We start from the raw sequence: 16,064 nt of genomic DNA, 5'->3' as shown, positions 1-16,064 counted from the left end.
GCCATCGGGCACCCGATCAGAAGGGGATCTGACCGAGTCCCACACCGACCACGAGCATGAGGATGGACACGGCCGCGGCCCGCCAGAGCACCTTCTTGTGATGATCGGCCAGGCCCACACCGGCGAGGGCGACGAGCAGCAGGATCGCGGGAACCAGGGGGCTCTGCATGTGGAAGGGCTGCCCGGTGATGGAGGCGCGTGCCATCTCGGCCGCACTGATGCCGTAGTGGCTCGCGGTCTCCGACAGCACGGGCAGGATCCCGAAGTAGAAGGCGTCGTTGGACATCAGGAAGGTGAAGGGGATCGACAGCACGCCGGTGATCACCGCGAGGTGCGGCCCCATCGAGGACGGGATGATGCCGGTGACCCACGCGGCGACCGCCTCGACCATGCCGGTGCCCTTGAAGACACCGGTGAGCACGGCCGCGGCGAAGACCATGCCCACCACGGAGACGATCGACTTCGAGTGCCGGGTGATGGCCTCCTGCTGCTCGGCGACCTTCGGGAAGTTCACGATGAGGGCGATCGCGGCGGCGATCATGAACAGCACCGGGATGGGCAGCAGGTCGAGCGTGAGCACCGACAGCAGGGCTGCGGTGAGGGCGGCGTTGAACCACAGCAGCTTCGGCCGGGCGAACGCGCCGGAGATGGGCGTCAGGGCCGAATCGCCCGGCTCTTCGGCGACTGCCGGACGGTCCGATCCGGTTGCGCCGGAGGAGCCGCCGCTTCCCGCCGCCCCGCCGCCGATACCGCCGCCGACGCCGGCGAGGACGCTCTCGCGCACGGTGATCGTTCCGATTCGCTTGCGCTCCATCAGTCCCAGGTGCCAGGCGAAGGCGAAGACCAGCACCATGCCTGCGATCAGCGACGGGATCATCGGCACGAAGACCTCCGACGGCGAGATCTTCAGCGCCGCCGCGGCTCGTGCGGTCGGGCCGCCCCACGGCAAGATGTTCATGGTGCCGTTCGCCAGGCCCGCGACCACCGTGAGCACGACGGGACTCACACCGAGCTTGAGGTACAGCGGGAGCAGCGCGGAGGTGGTCACGATGAAGGTGGTCGAGCCGTCCCCGTCGAGGGAGACCACGGCGGCGAGCACCGCCGTGCCGATCACCAGCCGGGCCGGATCGTCGCGCACCAGGCGCACCACCGCCCGCACGACCGGGTCGAACAGGCCGACATCGATCATGACGCCGAAGAAGACGATCGCGAAGAACAGCATCGCCGCCGTGGGCGCGAGATCTTTGATGCCGTCGGTAATCATCTTCCCGATCCCGGTTCCGGCGCCCGCGAGGAGCCCGAAGACCACCGGCACGGCGATCAACGCCACGATCGGTGTCGCTCGGCGGGTCATGATGACGGCCATGAAGGCCGCCACCATCGTCAGTCCCAGGGCTGTCAACATCATCCATCTCCTCGCACAGTGATCGTGGTCACAGAGGAGCATCGGGGTGAGCGGCGGCACAGCGCGCGCTTGTGCGCGATTCCCGTTCTTTTGCGCGTTTCGCACGCGGCGAGGGACGGCGGTAACAGCCCTGGAGGGGAACGCCGAAAGTCCGCACAACACATTATGATTGGTGTTACTTGTGGGGTTATTGTGATAGAAAGAGACTCGATGGGCGATTTCCGCGCGGCGATCGAGTGAGCGCCGGCGGGCATCGATGCTTCAAGACAGTGAGCACCTGAGGAGCCCGCCATGACCCGCCGAAACCTTCCGTTACGCCTGACCGCCCCCGCCGTCGCCGCCCTACTCGTGACGACCGCCGTTGCCGGCACCGCCTCCGCAGCGCAGACCACAGTCCCCGCCGGATCGATGCGGGCGAGCTCGCTGTACGCGGGCGGCCCCACCTACGACTCGAGTGCGGGCACCGTCATGCGGCTGTCGAACAACGGCACCATCTCGATGCCGATCGCCCCCACCGGGACGGCCACCCTCGCGGTCCGGGCGCGGGCCGACCTCTGCAGCGGATCACCCATCGCCACCGTGAGGGTGGGCGGGACGGTCGTGGGAACGATCGACGTGAACTCCGCTTCCTGGGCGACCTATCCGCTGAGCGGTTCGGTGCCGCCCGGCGCGAACACGCTCACGATCGAGTATGCGAACGACTACTTCGCGTTGTTCCGGTGCGACCGGAACCTCTACGTCGCGTCGGTCACCGTGGACGATGCCGGAGCTCCGGAGATGTGTCCCCCCAACCAATTCCGGGCGAGATACTTCAACAACACCACCGCCACGGGCACCCCGGTCGCCACCCAGTGCGAGAACGGCCCCGGCGGTTCGTTCACCGGATCTCCACTCCCGGGCGTGAACGCCGACAACTTCTCGGTCGAGTACACCGGGACCGTCGACTTCCCCGCGACAGCGGATTACATCGTCTCGACCACCCTGGGCAATGTGGGTACTCGCGTGTGGATCGACGATGCACTCGTCGTCGACAAATGGTCGCCGCAGTGGGGAACCACCAACATCCAGCGGACGATGACGCGCGGACCGCACCAGGTGCGCGCTACCTACGTCAACACCTCCGGAATCGCGCACTTCGGCATCTCCCTTCCACGTGCAGCGCCCGGCCCCGCATCGAACAACGGCAACTACTTCGCAGCCGACTCCCCGTGGAACCAGCCGATCCCGCCCGGCGCGGCGGTGGACCCCCGGAGCGCGGGCTGGGTCAACACCCTGGACGGCGGCAACGACGGGATGTTCGTCAACAGCACCGACTGGACGACCACCGTGTACAACGCGCCGCCCGGAACGCCGACCACAGAGATCACCGTGACGAACACCAATCGCAAGGTGACCATCCCGTACCTGCCGTCGTACCGGCCCACCCGCGATGCGGATGCGCACCTGTCGGTGATCGACGATGCGACGGGCTGCCTCTACGAGTTCCAGAGCTTCAATCCGGTCACCAAGACCGCCATCGCCCAGGCCACCTACAAGGCGTACACAGGATCGGGCGGACACACCGCCGGACCGTCGCACGCCGGCGGTGAGATCTCCTACCTGGCAGGCATGATCACTCCCCAGGACGTGCAGTCCGGAGTGATCGACCACGCGGTGCGATACGCCCTGCCCGAAGGCGCCCCCACCTACGTCTACCCCGGCACCCGATCCGACGGTTCCACGATGGGTGGCGTCCCGCAGGGCACCCGGATCCAGCTCGATCCGAGTCTCGACCTCACGCAGTTCGGGCTCTCGCCGTTCCAGCTCATGCTCGCCCGGGCGATGCAGGTGTACGGCGGATTCAACTCCGATCACGCCGGTTCGTTCGTGGTCTCGGCGCGCAGCACCGCGGACGGCACGACTTACGCCCAGCCGATCCAACCGCTGCCCGATGCCCTGCTCCGGCACATGCGGTTCCTCTCGCCCACCCTCTCGTCGACGCAGATGTATCTCGACCGCGCCGACGATCCCACCTGCAACCAGCAGCGGTAATTCACTCCACGGTCGCGTCGTGACCGCCGTCACCACGGCGGTACGATCGTCCAGCGGGAATGCGCCACAACGGAGTCCGATGTTTGCAGCTACGCACGGAGGGCGGCTGCGCCCGATTTGGCAGCGCGCCCGGACTCCTATAAAACCAACCTGTGGATGATAGTACTCAGCCCACCGACTCTCACAGCCCCTGGGAAGTCTGGTTCAGTGACGCATTCCAGGTGACCACCGAGGGCGTGCGCAGTTTCGGCCGCGCCACGGGCTGCTGGCACACGCCGTCACCGTCGCTCGGGATACCGCCGGACGACACCCCGGTGCCCTCGACGCTGCTCGCCGCGCCGACCCTGCACGCGGTGGCCGCCGTCGTGTCCCAGGCGATCAGCAGCCCCAACATGTCGCGCATCCTGCATGCCGGACAGTCGTACACCTACATCGAGCACCCGCGGATCGGCGAGCGGATCGATATCGGCGCGCGCCTGGTGGAGCACACCCAGCGGGGCGGCGCGGACTTCTTCGTGGTCGAGACCGGGGCGTTCGTCGACGGCGCCCTCCGGGTCCTCGGCACCAGCCGGATCGTGTACGCCGGCGAGGCCGACGATGTGCTCGCCCTCAGCGATGCCGTCGTCGACGAGGTGATGCTCGCCGGCACCGGGCCCAGCGCCCAGCGGGCCCATTCCTGACGCGGGACCTCAGGTGCGCTGGTCTTTCTCGAGCGCCCCCGGCAGGAATCGAACCTGCGACCTAGGGATTAGAAGGCCCTTGCTCTATCCAACTGAGCTACGGAGGCTTGGCGTAGCGATATTAGCGGAGGCACCGGACGCGCCCCGACTCCGTCATTTCGACAACACTCGTTGTCGGCGTTGCTAGCCTGGTGCCGTGACGCCCACCGCCTTCCGTTGGGAGACCGCCCGCACGCGCGGCGGCCATCGTCGTGTCCGGGACGCGGTGCTCCGCATGACCGGCGTCGACCTCTTCCCCGCCGACGGTGTCGGAGAGGAGTTCGCACGACTGCGCACCGTCGGCGACCCCGAGGCCGAACGATTCGTCGACGCGACCACCTACGGCGATCTCGGACCGGAGGGCACTCGCGCCCTCGTGGATCTCGCGCTGGCCGAGGGCATCGATGCCGCGCTGCGCACGGTGGATCTCGATCCCGGGACCGAGCGCGCCGCGCGCGAGCTGTTCGAGCAGTTCGAGACGGTTCCCGACTGGGTGGATCCCGCACTGATCGAGCAGGGCGCCGCCGTGTGGCGACGGTGGGGCTACGACCTGGGAGCCGTCGGCAATGCGGGCACGCTGGACACATACACCGAGGGCTCGCTCGCGGTGCCGCTCTCACTGTCCGGCGGTTACGCGGGCGCCTCGGCCCTGCACCGCTTCCTGGAGACGAGCCGCTGGTGGATCGAGGTGAGCCGGCCCGGCGCGCTGCTCACCCCGGGTTCGCTCGGCCGCAGCCTGTCGATGCGGGTGCGGATCATGCACGTCTCGGTTCGCCGCGGCGTCCAGCGCCATCCGGAGTGGGACGCGCAGCGGTGGGGCCTGCCGATCAGCCAGGCCGAAATGCTGCTCACGCTGCTCGGCGGCAGCGTCGGACCGGCGAGCGGGCTGTACGCGCTCGGATACCTCACCTCGCCTGCCGAGATCCGCGCGGCGCTGCACTTCAACCGCTACCTCGGCCACCTGCTCGGCGCTCGGGCGGATGCCATCTTCCCGTCGACGGTGGCCGACGGGCTGCGCCTGCTGTACATGTTCGACGCCTCGCGTTCACACGATTCCGGTTCGGCTGGAACGGAACTCGTCGAATCGTTCGTCCCGGCTTTCGCTCCGCAGCCGGGCCAGTCACGGCGCGATCGCGCGCGCTCCCGCTGGCACGCGACGGTCCAGGCCGGCCACACCCGGCTGTTCATGCTGCCGTGGAACCGCCGATTGTTCCGCCTTCCTCCGTCACTGCCGGGCGTGGCCTACCTGGCGGCACGATTCCCGTTCATCGCGGGGATCGAGGCGGCGCGACATCTGAGTCCGGCCGTGGACCGCGCGTGGCAACGTCGCTCGGTGGCGGCATGGGAGCGCTGGCACGCCTGGGCGCTGGGGAACGAGGAGACGGCGTTCCAGGCCGGCACACTCCGCCGTTGATACGCATTCACGCGCACTGCAACTAGTTGCATAGCGCGTCGCTGCGGCGTAACGTCGGCGGCGTGGCCCTCGAACATGCGCTGCTCGTGTCCCTGAGCGAGCGATCCGGCACCGGGTATCAGCTCACCCGGCGCTTCGATCGGTCCATCGGGCACTGGTGGCGGGCCTCGCACCAGCAGATCTACAAGACGCTGGGGCGGATGACCGAGAGCGGGCTGGTCACCTTCGTCGAACAGGCGCAGGACGGTAAGCCCGATAAGAAGGAGTACTCCATCACCGAGGCGGGCCGTGCCGCCCTCTCGGAGTGGATCCGCACACCGGGCAAGGACGTCACCGATCGCCGCGAACTGGCCACCAAGATCCGGGGAGCCGCACCGTCGGACCTCCCCGACCTGACCGCCGAGATCCGGCGGATCCGCGATCTGCACGCCGACCGGGCCGCCCTGTTCCGCACCTTCGAGAGCGACGACTACCCCGACCCCGGCACCCTTTCCGGCACGGCGCTCCAGCAGTACCTGGTGCTGCGCGGCGGCGTGCTCTCCGAGCAGGGCACCGTCGAATGGCTCGACGAGGTCCTGGCAGCCCTCACCCCTGCAGCAACTCAGCTCCAGTCCATCTCAGCCGAATAAGGAACTCGCCCATGACCAGCAAGTACCCGCTTCTGTTCGAGCCCCTCGATCTGGGCCACACCACACTGAAGAACCGCGTGGTGATGGGGTCGATGCACACCGGCCTCGAAGACCTGCCCTGGGACCTGGGCAAGCTGGCCGCCTACTTCGCCGCCCGCGCCAAAGGCGGTGTGGGCCTGATCATCACCGGTGGATACTCCCCCAACATCACCGGTTGGTTGCTGCCCGCCGGCGCCAAGATGTCCAGCCCGATCGACGCGATCCTGCACAAGCGAGTGACCGACGCGGTGCACGCCGAGGGCGGCAAGATCGCGATGCAGCTCCTGCACGCCGGCCGCTACTCGTACCACCCGCTGAGCGCCTCGGCGAGTGCGATCAAGGCGCCCATCAACCCGTTCAAGCCGCGGGCGATGCACGACCTCGAGGTGCGCAAGACCATCAAGGACTTCGGGAACGCCGCGCGCACCGCCCAGAAGGCCGGATACGACGGTGTCGAGGTGATGGGCGGCGAGGGCTACCTGATCAACCAGTTCCTCGCGGCACGCACCAACAAGCGCACCGATAAGTGGGGCGGCTCCGCCGAGAACCGGCAGCGCTTCCCGGTGGAGATCGTCAAGGAGATCCGCAAGCGCTGCGGCGAGAACTTCATCATCGTCTTCCGGCTGTCGATGGCCGATTTCGTGGAGGACGGCCAGACCCGCGACGAGATCATCTCGCTGGCGCACAGGCTGGAGGCGGCGGGCGTCGACATCCTCAACACCGATATCGGCTGGCACGAGGCCCGCGTACCCACCATCGTGACCTCGGTGCCTCGTGCGGCCTTCGCGGCTTTCACCGCGGACGTCACCCGCGCCGTGAACATCCCGGTGTGCGCGGCGAACCGGATCAACATGCCCGCCACCGCCGAGGAGATCCTCGATCGCGGCGACGCGCAGCTGGTGCAGATCGCGCGCCCCCTGCTCGCCGACCCCGAGTGGGCGAACAAGGCCCGCGAGGAGCGCGCCGACGAGATCAACACCTGCATCGGCTGCAACCAGGCCTGCCTCGATCACGCCTTCGTGCACAAGAAGGTCTCCTGCCTGGTGAATCCCCGCGCGGGCCGCGAGACGGATCTCGTTCTCGCGCCGACGCGTTCGGCCAAGCGGGTCGCCGTGGTCGGCGCCGGACCGGCCGGGCTCTCGGCCGCCGTCAGCGCAGCGGAATGCGGGCACAAGGTGGAGCTCTTCGAGGCCAGCGAGCACATCGGCGGCCAGTTCGGCTACGCCGCGAAGATCCCCGGCAAAGAGGAGTTCAACGAGACCATCCGGTACTTCACCACGATGCTGGACCGGAACCAGGTCACCGTGCACCTGAACACCGAGGCCGGCGTCGACGATCTCGCCGGCAAGTTCGACGAGGTGATCATCGCGACCGGCGTGGTGCCGCGCGTGCCCTCCTTCCCCGGCGTCGATCACCCGAAGGTGATCACCTACGCCGAGGCGATCAGTGGCCGCAAGGAGATCGGCGACACCGTGGCGATCATGGGCGCCGGCGGCATCGGCTTCGATGTCGCGGAGTTCGTGACCACCGACAAGTCCCCCACCCTGCACCTCGACGAGTGGAACGCCGAGTGGGGCGTCACCCGCCAGGGCGACGTGCCCGGCTTCGTCACCAAGCCGAACCCGGCACCGTCGACCCGCTCGAAGGTGTACCTGCTGCAGCGCAAGACCACCCCGCAGGGGATCGGCCTCGGCAAGACCACCGGCTGGGTGCACCGCGCCTCGGTGAAGATGAAGAAGGTCGAGCAGATCTCGGGCGTGAACTACGAGAAGGTCGACGACGCCGGCCTGCACATCAGCTTCGGCGAGGACCGCAAGGACGCCCGCGTACTCGACGTCGAGACCGTGATCCTGTGCACCGGCCAGGAGTCGGTGCGCGACCTCGACGACGCGCTGCGTGAGCGCGGCGTCACGGCGCACGTGATCGGCGGGGCGGCACTGGCCGCCGAGCTGGACGCCAAGCGCGCGATCCGGCAGGGCACCGAGGTGGCCGCTGCGTTGTAGCTACTTCTTCAGGGCGTTGCCGCTGAACCGGGTGGGGCGGATCGCGATCTTCACGCGGTCCGCCGCATCCGGCGGCACGATCGATCCCTGGCCGTACCGCTCGGCGAGGCGGGTGTACAGCGAACCCGTGGGGTCGGGCTCGATGCGCTCGAGCCCGCCACGGATCTCCAGATAGTTGTACGGATCACCCTCGGGCAGGATCGAGATCGCCACCCGCGGCTCGTGCTGCAGATTGCGGAACTTCTGCCGGTAGTCGGTGTGCGTGAACCAGATCAGGCCGTCCTCGAACAGGAACCACATCGGGTTCACCTGCGGTGCGCCGTCCGGGCGGACGGTGGCGAGATCAACGACGAGTGGCTGGTCGAGCAGGACGCGGGCTGCTTCGGGGACTGCGACGGTCATACCGTCGACTCTGCCGCATCCTTCTGCGCGGCGGGCGCCGGATCGCCGTTACGGGCGCGGCCGATCAGAGCGTCCAGGCTGATCGGCCCCGGACCGGTGAAGGCGAAGAGCAGCAGGACCCAGCAGTACAGGACCGACAGCTCGCCGTTGTTGGCGAGCGGCGAGAGGCCGTCGCCCGCGTGGTAGGCGAAGTAGGCGTACGCCATGGAGCCGGAGGCGATGATCGCCGCCGGGCGCGTGGCCAGGCCGAAGGCGATCAGCAGGCCTCCGGCGAGTTGGATCAGCGCGCCCCACCAGGAGGGCCACGCGAAGACCTCCGGGCTGGACTGCTTGCCTCCGAGGAATCCCCAGTAGGTGGCAGCTCCGTGCAGCGCGAAGAGCACGCCCACCACGATGCGGAGGGCGGAGAGGTAGTACGGCGCCCAGCGATTCATTTCGTTGACCTTTGCTTGAATCGGAAATGGTGAGGCTAACCTAAACGAGGTTGGTGCGGGTCGCCACTCGAAGACGCGTCACACCAGGTCCAGCGTGATCGAAACCTCCCCCGGCGCTCCGTTACGATCGGGACCCATGCCAGTACCCGCACCCAATTCGTCCGCCCGCGCCGTCGTGACCGGCGGTTCCTCCGGCATCGGCGTGGCGCTCGCCACCGAACTCGCGCGCCGCGGCCACTCCGTGATCCTGGTCGCGCGCAGCACCGGTCCCATGGAGGAGCTGGCGGCCAAGCTCCGCGAGCAGTTCGGCGTCGAGGCCGAGGTGCGGGGCGTGGACCTCTCGGATCCCACGGCGCGCGGCGAGCTCTGCAAGGAGCTGTCGGGTCGCGAGATCTCGATCCTGTGCAACAACGCGGGCACCGCGACCTTCGGCAAGGTGATCGACCTGGACGCCGATTACGAGCGCGCGCAGCTGGAACTCAACGCCAATGCGGTGCACGACCTGACGCTGGCCGTGCTCCCGCAGATGGTCAAGCGCGGCGCCGGCGGCATCCTGATCACCGGCTCGGCGGCGGGCAACATGCCGATCCCGAACAACGCCACCTACGCCGCCTCGAAGGCCTTCGCGAACACCTTCTCCGAGTCGCTGCGCGGCGAGGTGAAGCCGCTGGGCGTGCACGTCACCCTGCTCGCCCCCGGCCCCGTGCGCACCGAGCTGCCCGATCCCGAGGACCGCTCCACCGTGGAGAAGGTCGTTCCCGAATTCCTCTGGGTCAACACCGAATACACCGCGCGGATCTCCATCGATGCATTGGAGAAGAACCAGATGCGCATCGTGCCCGGCCTGCTCTCGAAGGGCATGTCGCTGGCCGGTTTCTACACCCCGCGCCGCATCATGGCTCCGATCGTCGGACAGGTGTATAAGAAGCTCGCGGGCAACTAGCCCGTCGCCGCGACTCTGCGGCCGTAAGAAGCTCGGCGCAACGAAGTCCGGTCACCGGGCCCCAGGATCGTGGGGCTCAGTGACCGGACTTTCGTGTGCGGTGATCGATCAGCGGCGACGCTTGGTGCCGAAGATGCTGCGGGAGAGCTCACGACCGGCGCTGGACGCAGCGGACCGCAGGAAGGACTTGACCGCCGGGTTCTTCATCACGTCGGACACCCAGCCGGACTCGTCCTCCTCCTTCTTCGGTGCGGGCGGCGGCGGGGGCGCCTGCTCGGCGGGCGCGTTCTCCTGCTGAGCCTGCTGAGCGTTCTGCGACAGCTTCTCGAACGCCGAGAGATTGTCCACCGTCTGCGAGTACTTGCCCCACAACGGAGACGCCTGTGCCGCAGAGCGGATCGCATCGTCGCCGATCGCCGACATCAGTGAGCGCGGGGCCCGCAGGCGGGTCCACGCCACCGGGGTGGGAGCGCCCTTGTCCGAGAGCACCGTGACGATCGCCTCACCGATGCCGAGGCTGGTGAGCGCCTCGTCGAGCTTGTACGCGGGCGAGGTCGGGTAGGTCTTCACCGTCTTCGACAGTGCGGCCTGATCCTCGGGCGTGAAGGCGCGCAGCGCGTGCTGGATGCGCGCGCCGAGCTGGCTGAGCACCGGGTTGGGGATGTCGGTGGGCAACTGCGAGCAGAAGAACACGCCGACGCCCTTCGAGCGGATCAGCTTCACGGTCTGCTCGACCTGATCCTTGAACGCCTTGCTGGCGTCGGCGAACAGCAGGTGCGCCTCGTCGAAGATGAAGACGAGCTTGGGCTTGTCCAGGTCGCCCGCCTCGGGCAGGTACTGGAACAGGTCGGCCAGCACCCACATGAGGAAGGTAGAGAACAGGGTGGGCCGCGAGGCCTGATCGCCCAGCTCGAAGAGGGTGACCACGCCCTGTCCGCCTGCGGTGCGCAGTAGGTCGCCCATGTCGATCTCGGGCTCGCCGAAGAAGGTATCGCCGCCCTCGGCTTCGAGGTTCACCAGGGCGCGCAGGATGACTCCGGCGGTCTGCTTGCTGACGCCGCCGATGCCCTCCAGATCTGCCTTACCCTCGGCCGAGGTGAGGTACTGGATCACCGAACGCAGGTCCTTCAGGTCCAGCAGTTCGAGCTGGTTCTGATCGGCCCAGTGGAAGATCAGGCCGAGGGTCGACTCCTGGGTGGCGTTCAGCCCCAAGACCTTCGACAGCAGGATCGGGCCGAAGGAGCTGATCGTCGCGCGGATCGGGACTCCCACGCCGGTGGTGCCGAGGGAGACGAACTCCGTGGGCACGTTGGCAGGCTTCCAGTCGTCACCGGTGTCGGCGGCGCGGGCGGTGGTCTTGTCGTTCGCCTCGCCGGGCTTGGACAGACCGGCGAGATCGCCCTTGATGTCGGCGAGGACCACGGGAACACCGTTCGCCGAGAGCTGCTCGACGATGAGCTGCAGCGTCTTCGTCTTGCCGGTACCGGTGGCGCCGGCCACGAGGCCGTGGCGGTTCATCATGGCCAGGGGGATACGCACCTTGGCCGACGGGTCGACGGTGCCGTCCACCAGGACCGTGCCGAGCTCGAGGGCCGGTCCCGTGAAGTTGTAGCCGGCCGCGATCGTCTGCGCCGGGGAGTTCGCGTTCTCAGTCACGACGGCAACCCTAGCTTGGATACGCTGAACCGCGTGGACGACAAACTGGTATGGGTCGATTGTGAGATGACCGGGCTCGATACGGGTACGGACCGGCTGATCGAAATCGCGGCCCTGGTGACCGACGGCGACCTGAACATCCTGGGCGAGGGCGTGGACCTGGTGATCCACGTCGACGATGCCGCGCTGGAGGGCATGCCCCCGGTGGTGCAGGACATGCACGCCAAGTCGGGTCTGACCGAGGAGGTCCGGAAGTCGACGGTGACGGTCCGTGAGGCCGAGGAGGCCGTACTGGCGTACCTGCGCGAACACGTCGAGGCCGGCACGACGCCGCTGGCGGGCAACTCGATCGCGACGGACCGTCGGTTCATCGCGCAGGAGATGCCCGAACTGGACGGCTTCCTGCACTACCGGATGGTGGATGTCAGCTCGATCAAGGAACTGTGCCGCCGCTGGTACCCGCGGATCTACTTCGGTCAGCCCGACAAGGGCCTCGCCCATCGCGCGCTCGCCGATATCCGCGAATCGATCCGGGAGCTGAAGTACTACCGGAGCACCGCCTTCGTGCCCGCACCGGGACCGTCGACCGAGGAGATCACCGCGAAGGTCGCGGAGCTCGGTCCGGCCTGACACCGCAGGTCACGGCGCCGACGATATCGATTCGCTTTCCGCGGCGTGCGTCGGGTAAAGTACTCCGAGCCTGGCGATCCCAGGCACCTGGTGGGTGTAGTTCAGTTGGTAGAGCACCAGATTGTGATTCTGGCTGTCGCGGGTTCGAGTCCCGTCATCCACCCCAACCGAGAGAGCCGGTTGACCAGCAGCGATGTTGGTCGACCGGCTCTTTTGCGTGGTCGGTCCCGCCTCGCTACGGCCACCGACACGTAACAGCGTCCTTGTGGACGACACACTCACGGCTTCCGGATGTTCCGTCACCCCACTTGACGTTCTGCACCTCCGGGCTCGCCCACGGCTGCCAGATCATTAAGCCCAACAGAAGCATTCCGGCGGTGAGCCAGCCCGCCGCGAAGCGGATCGATTTCGCCAATGCGAGCGCTTGCAGGTCCGTCATGAACTGGACGATAACATCGATTCAACACAGCAAATCGTTGTCGGAAGCCCCGCCCCTGTACCGCGACACGATTGCGAAATGGTCACTCAGGTCGGGCCAGCAGGCCACCGACCCACCAGTCCTGCGGTTCGCCGTGCAGCATCGCGCGCTGCCGGAGCAAACCCTCCACCTCGAAGCCCAGCGACTCTGCGACGGCGCGGGAGCCCGTGTTGCCGACCACCGCCCACCAGTCGATCCGATGGATACCGAGCGTGTCGAAACCCCACTGACACAACAGCCGCGCTGCCTCAACCGTGTAACCGCGCCGCCGATGCTCCGGCACCGTCCAATATCCGAGCTCGACGATCCCATCACTCTTGCGAGTGAGCTGACAGGTGCCCACCAGATCGCCGCCGGCGATCACCGCGAAGGCGTAGGCCTCGTCGGCCGCCCAGTCCCGAGCGGATCCGGCCACGAACTCACGAGCGTCATCGACGGTGTAGGGCGAGGGCACCGGCACGTACCGCTGGATCGACGGGTCGACACATGCCGCTGCGATCGCCGGAACGTCGGACACAACCGGGCACCGGAGGACAAGTCTGCCGGTCTGCAGCTCGACGAGGTCCATGACCGCAGTCTGCATCGGTCAACCGATCCGGACAATCGACTTTCCCGAGGCGACGACGACGCGCGGCCACCGTCCTAGGCGGGCGCCTTCTCCGCGAGCCGTGCAGCGCGATCGAATTCGTCGTCGATGATCTCGTCGGTCCGGTACGTCGCGAGGCTCACGCCGACCGCCACCACGAGGTTGGCGATGAAACCGGGGACGATCTCGAACAGGTCGATGGGCTTGAACTCGCCCCAGAGAAAGACGACAACGGCACCGGTGACGAGACCTGCCAGCGCGCCCTGATGGGTGAGCCGGCGCCAGAACAGCGCGAGCAGGACCACCGGTCCGAAGGACGCCCCGAACCCGGACCACGCGAATCCGACCAGATCGAGGATGCTCTGTGCCGGATCGATCGCGAGGACCACCGCGACCACTGCGACGAGGAGGACACCGAGCCGCCCGAGGCGCACGTAGGTCGAATCGGTGATGCCGACCGCGCGGCCCGTCTTCTCGGCGAAGATCTTGAACAGATCCTCGACGAGGGCCGACGAGCACACGACCAGCTGCGAGGACACGGTCGACATGATGGCCGCGAGGACCGCGGCCAGGACCAGCCCCGCGACGAACGGGTGGAACAGGATCTGCGACAGCAGTAGGAAGACCGTCTCCGGATCCTTCGGCGCGCGTTCGGGATTGATCGTGAAGTAGGCGAGACCGACCACTGCGGTGGCGATGGCTCCGCCCGCCGAGGCCACCATCCAACCGATACCGAACCGGCGTGCCGTCGTGGCCTCCTGCGGGGACCGCAGTGCCATGAAGCGGACGATGATGTGCGGCTGACCGAAGTAGCCGAGCCCCCACGCAGCAGCCGAGATCACTCCCAGGACCGAACCGCCCGCCACCAGGCTGAAGAAGTTCGGGTTCACCGACTCCACCGTGTCGACGGTGGTGCCCACGCCGCCCACCTGGATGAGCGCGGCGACCGGTACCGCGATGAGCGCCGCCAGCATGAGCAGCCCCTGCGCGACATCGGTGAGCGTCGCCCCCAGGAAACCGCCGAACAAGGTGTAGACCATCGTGACCACCGCGACGATGAGCATGCCGTGCACGTACGACACGCCGAAGGTGCTGTCGAAGAACTTCCCGGCCGCGACCATGCCACTGGAGACGTAGAAGGTGAAGAAGACCAGGATGATCACGCCGCACACCAGGCGCAATGATCGCGACGAATCCCGCAGACGGTGCTCCAGGAAACTCGGAATGGTGATCGAGTTACCCGCAACCTCCGTGTAGGAACGCAGCCGAGGAGCCACGAACTTCCAGTTCAGCCACGCCCCGATGGTGAGCCCGATCGCGATCCACGCCTCGATCAGCCCCTTGGCGTAGATCGCGCCGGGCAGACCCATGAGCAGCCAGCCGGACATGTCCGAGGCGCCCGCACTCAACGCGGCCACCCACGGTTTGAGTCCGCGCCCGGCGAGCATGTAGTCATCGAGATTGTCCGGGTACGGCTGTACGCAAACCATCCGATCCCCAGCATGGCGACGAAATACAGGGTCACTGCGATCGTCTGATACGTGGACTCCGACACGGATGTCTCCCTTCGAGTCGACAGCGCCATGGTAGCCAGTACACGGATGATGCACAGATCAACACCAAGTACGCCAAGCTGATTCGGTTCGATGACAGCTTCCGGCAAATGGTATGGTGGCGAACACATTTGTGCGGCGATTTCGGCGCGCGGACACTCACGACCGACATCCCTGGGAGGGTTGGATCTTGGCCGAAGGCACGCGCACGAGCAAGTCGCTTCGACGATGGGCGCAGTGCCTCCTCGCCACTGCGGCGGTCGGCCTCATGGCCGCGCCGCACGCCACCGCCGCTCCCGTTGCGCCGCCCGCCCCACCGAGCCCCGCCGCTCCGGCGCCCGGCGCACCCACGCCCGGAGCCCCCGCGCCCGGTACGCCGAACCGCCCGGCACCGTCGACCCCGGCGCCCGCGCCGTCGACCCCGAACCGTCCGGCACCGGCACCGCCCACGCAGAACCCGTCGCCGACCTCGGTGGCCCCCGGAGACCGCATCGACATCCTCCAGCGCTCCCTCGGCGGTGGCCGCTTCGAATCACTGCAGTGCACCATGGGCTTCGCCGTGACGGCCCCCAACGGCGAGCGTCTGGGAGTGACCGCCGGCCACTGCGGCAGCGCGGAACAGCCCGTGGGCGTGAAGAAGTGGATCGTGGGCGAGGTCGTGCAATCGGTGACGCCGAAGGTCACCGAGGACCCGAAGCGACCGGGGCACTTCTCCCCCGTCGACCCGTTCCAACCCGACTGGGCCACCTTCCGGCTCACCGATCCGTCGGTGAAGCTGCTGGCCTCGTCCCCGCAGATCGCGCCGCGGCTGGCCGGTGTGGCCCGCCCGGGCGACCCGGTGTGCCAGCTGGGTTCGGTGAACGGACACCGCTGCGGCACCGTCACCAAGGTGATGAACGACTGGGTGGTCACCGACATCGTCACCACGCAGGGCGACAGCGGCGGGCCGCTGATCCGCACCACGGACAACGCGGCGCTGGGCATCATCACCGACGCGGTGACCCTGACCGACAGTGACAGCGGCGCGGTGAAGCAGCGCCTCACGCAGTACTACTCGATCAACGCCGTCCTCCGCGCCGCGGGGAACGCGCAACTCGCCACCCGATAGACGCACCCGGACGGCCGGGGCTGGCTACGATTCC

14 protein-coding genes, 2 tRNA genes and 1 pseudogene are annotated in these 16,064 nt (G+C 67.6%); 9 read left to right on the top strand and 8 right to left on the bottom strand.

Annotated elements, in window-relative coordinates:
• Nucleotides 1-16: 16 nt before the first annotated feature.
• Nucleotides 17-1,405, bottom strand: a complete 1,389-nt coding sequence (locus tag ABD108_RS11930; protein ID WP_220659665.1) for a CitMHS family transporter — start codon at nucleotides 1,403-1,405, stop codon at nucleotides 17-19.
• A gap of 291 nt (nucleotides 1,406-1,696) precedes the next feature.
• On the opposite strand from ABD108_RS11930, the gene ABD108_RS11925 reads away from it, so the two are divergent.
• Nucleotides 1,697-3,436 carry a carbohydrate-binding domain-containing protein gene (locus ABD108_RS11925; protein WP_343930401.1) on the top strand — a complete coding sequence of 580 codons (1,740 nt, stop codon included), beginning with the start codon at nucleotides 1,697-1,699 and terminating at the stop codon, nucleotides 3,434-3,436.
• Between the two features lie 221 nt (nucleotides 3,437-3,657).
• Nucleotides 3,658-4,116, top strand: coding sequence for an FAS1-like dehydratase domain-containing protein (locus ABD108_RS11920; protein WP_220659498.1), 459 nt, complete (start codon nucleotides 3,658-3,660; stop codon nucleotides 4,114-4,116).
• Between the two features lie 33 nt (nucleotides 4,117-4,149).
• On the opposite strand, the gene ABD108_RS11915 is transcribed toward ABD108_RS11920, so the two are convergent.
• Nucleotides 4,150-4,223, bottom strand: a tRNA-Arg gene (locus tag ABD108_RS11915).
• 89 nt (nucleotides 4,224-4,312) lie between these two features.
• Here ABD108_RS11915 and ABD108_RS11910 point away from each other — a divergent pair.
• From ABD108_RS11910 to ABD108_RS11900, 3 genes are all read left to right on the top strand, one after another.
• Entirely contained in the window at nucleotides 4,313-5,569 is a 1,257-nt protein-coding gene (locus ABD108_RS11910) for an oxygenase MpaB family protein (protein ID WP_344184947.1), read from the top strand.
• A gap of 62 nt (nucleotides 5,570-5,631) precedes the next feature.
• Entirely contained in the window at nucleotides 5,632-6,198 is a 567-nt protein-coding gene (locus ABD108_RS11905) for a PadR family transcriptional regulator (protein ID WP_343930400.1), read from the top strand.
• Between the two features lie 11 nt (nucleotides 6,199-6,209).
• Nucleotides 6,210-8,240 carry an oxidoreductase gene (locus tag ABD108_RS11900; RefSeq protein WP_343930399.1) on the top strand — a complete coding sequence of 677 codons (2,031 nt, stop codon included), beginning with the start codon at nucleotides 6,210-6,212 and terminating at the stop codon, nucleotides 8,238-8,240.
• Here ABD108_RS11900 and ABD108_RS11895 read toward each other — a convergent pair whose 3' ends face one another.
• Together ABD108_RS11895 and ABD108_RS11890 are read right to left on the bottom strand one after the other, a co-directional pair.
• Nucleotides 8,241-8,642 carry a PPOX class F420-dependent oxidoreductase gene (locus ABD108_RS11895; RefSeq protein WP_220659502.1) on the bottom strand — a complete coding sequence of 134 codons (402 nt, stop codon included), beginning with the start codon at nucleotides 8,640-8,642 and terminating at the stop codon, nucleotides 8,241-8,243.
• Nucleotides 8,639-9,076 carry a DoxX family protein gene (locus ABD108_RS11890; RefSeq protein ID WP_220659503.1) on the bottom strand — a complete coding sequence of 146 codons (438 nt, stop codon included), beginning with the start codon at nucleotides 9,074-9,076 and terminating at the stop codon, nucleotides 8,639-8,641. The genes ABD108_RS11895 and ABD108_RS11890 overlap by 4 nt, the downstream gene beginning before the upstream one ends.
• A gap of 136 nt (nucleotides 9,077-9,212) precedes the next feature.
• Between ABD108_RS11890 and cmrA the strand changes: the two genes are divergently transcribed.
• On the top strand, nucleotides 9,213-10,019 hold the full coding sequence (cmrA, locus tag ABD108_RS11885; protein ID WP_220659504.1) for a mycolate reductase: 807 nt from the start codon (nucleotides 9,213-9,215) through the stop codon (nucleotides 10,017-10,019).
• Between the two features lie 108 nt (nucleotides 10,020-10,127).
• Here cmrA and ABD108_RS11880 read toward each other — a convergent pair whose 3' ends face one another.
• A complete protein-coding gene (locus tag ABD108_RS11880) occupies nucleotides 10,128-11,675 on the bottom strand; it encodes a helicase HerA-like domain-containing protein (protein WP_220659506.1) in 1,548 nt (515 codons plus the stop codon).
• Nucleotides 11,676-11,708: 33 nt separating this feature from the next.
• Here ABD108_RS11880 and orn point away from each other — a divergent pair, with 33 nt between their 5' ends.
• A complete protein-coding gene (gene orn, locus ABD108_RS11875) occupies nucleotides 11,709-12,305 on the top strand; it encodes an oligoribonuclease (protein ID WP_220659507.1) in 597 nt (198 codons plus the stop codon).
• A 90-nt stretch (nucleotides 12,306-12,395) separates the two neighbouring features.
• A tRNA-His gene (locus tag ABD108_RS11870) sits at nucleotides 12,396-12,471 on the top strand.
• A gap of 69 nt (nucleotides 12,472-12,540) precedes the next feature.
• On the opposite strand, the gene ABD108_RS11865 is transcribed toward ABD108_RS11870, so the two are convergent.
• The 3 genes and pseudogenes from ABD108_RS11865 to putP all read right to left on the bottom strand — a co-directional run bounded on the left by ABD108_RS11865 (nucleotide 12,541) and on the right by putP (nucleotide 14,924).
• Nucleotides 12,541-12,744: a hypothetical protein gene (locus ABD108_RS11865; RefSeq protein ID WP_343930398.1), complete on the bottom strand. Its 204-nt coding sequence runs from the start codon at nucleotides 12,742-12,744 to the stop codon at nucleotides 12,541-12,543.
• Between the two features lie 82 nt (nucleotides 12,745-12,826).
• Nucleotides 12,827-13,351, bottom strand: a complete 525-nt coding sequence (locus ABD108_RS11860; RefSeq protein ID WP_220659509.1) for a GNAT family N-acetyltransferase — start codon at nucleotides 13,349-13,351, stop codon at nucleotides 12,827-12,829.
• A gap of 74 nt (nucleotides 13,352-13,425) precedes the next feature.
• Nucleotides 13,426-14,924 (bottom strand): annotated as a pseudogene (gene putP / locus ABD108_RS11855) (sodium/proline symporter PutP).
• A gap of 188 nt (nucleotides 14,925-15,112) precedes the next feature.
• On the opposite strand from putP, the gene ABD108_RS11850 reads away from it, so the two are divergent.
• Entirely contained in the window at nucleotides 15,113-16,030 is a 918-nt protein-coding gene (locus tag ABD108_RS11850) for a S1 family peptidase (RefSeq protein ID WP_343930397.1), read from the top strand.
• Nucleotides 16,031-16,064: the final 34 nt, after the last annotated feature.

This window comes from Tsukamurella strandjordii (assembly GCF_039525985.1).
Taxonomy (GTDB): domain Bacteria; phylum Actinomycetota; class Actinomycetes; order Mycobacteriales; family Mycobacteriaceae; genus Tsukamurella; species Tsukamurella strandjordii.
Note: the sequence above shows the minus strand (reverse complement) of the source record. Positions and strands in the feature narration are given on the sequence as shown.

Coding starts and splice junctions, on each gene's coding strand:
- ABD108_RS11890 (WP_220659503.1), bottom strand. CDS start 9,076: ATGAATCGCTGGGCGCCGTACTACCTCTCCGCCCTCCGCATCGTGGTG.
- ABD108_RS11865 (WP_343930398.1), bottom strand. CDS start 12,744: ATGACGGACCTGCAAGCGCTCGCATTGGCGAAATCGATCCGCTTCGCG.
- ABD108_RS11860 (WP_220659509.1), bottom strand. CDS start 13,351: ATGGACCTCGTCGAGCTGCAGACCGGCAGACTTGTCCTCCGGTGCCCG.
- cmrA (WP_220659504.1), top strand. CDS start 9,213: ATGCCAGTACCCGCACCCAATTCGTCCGCCCGCGCCGTCGTGACCGGC.
- ABD108_RS11925 (WP_343930401.1), top strand. CDS start 1,697: ATGACCCGCCGAAACCTTCCGTTACGCCTGACCGCCCCCGCCGTCGCC.
- ABD108_RS11900 (WP_343930399.1), top strand. CDS start 6,210: ATGACCAGCAAGTACCCGCTTCTGTTCGAGCCCCTCGATCTGGGCCAC.
- ABD108_RS11930 (WP_220659665.1), bottom strand. CDS start 1,405: ATGTTGACAGCCCTGGGACTGACGATGGTGGCGGCCTTCATGGCCGTC.
- ABD108_RS11895 (WP_220659502.1), bottom strand. CDS start 8,642: ATGACCGTCGCAGTCCCCGAAGCAGCCCGCGTCCTGCTCGACCAGCCA.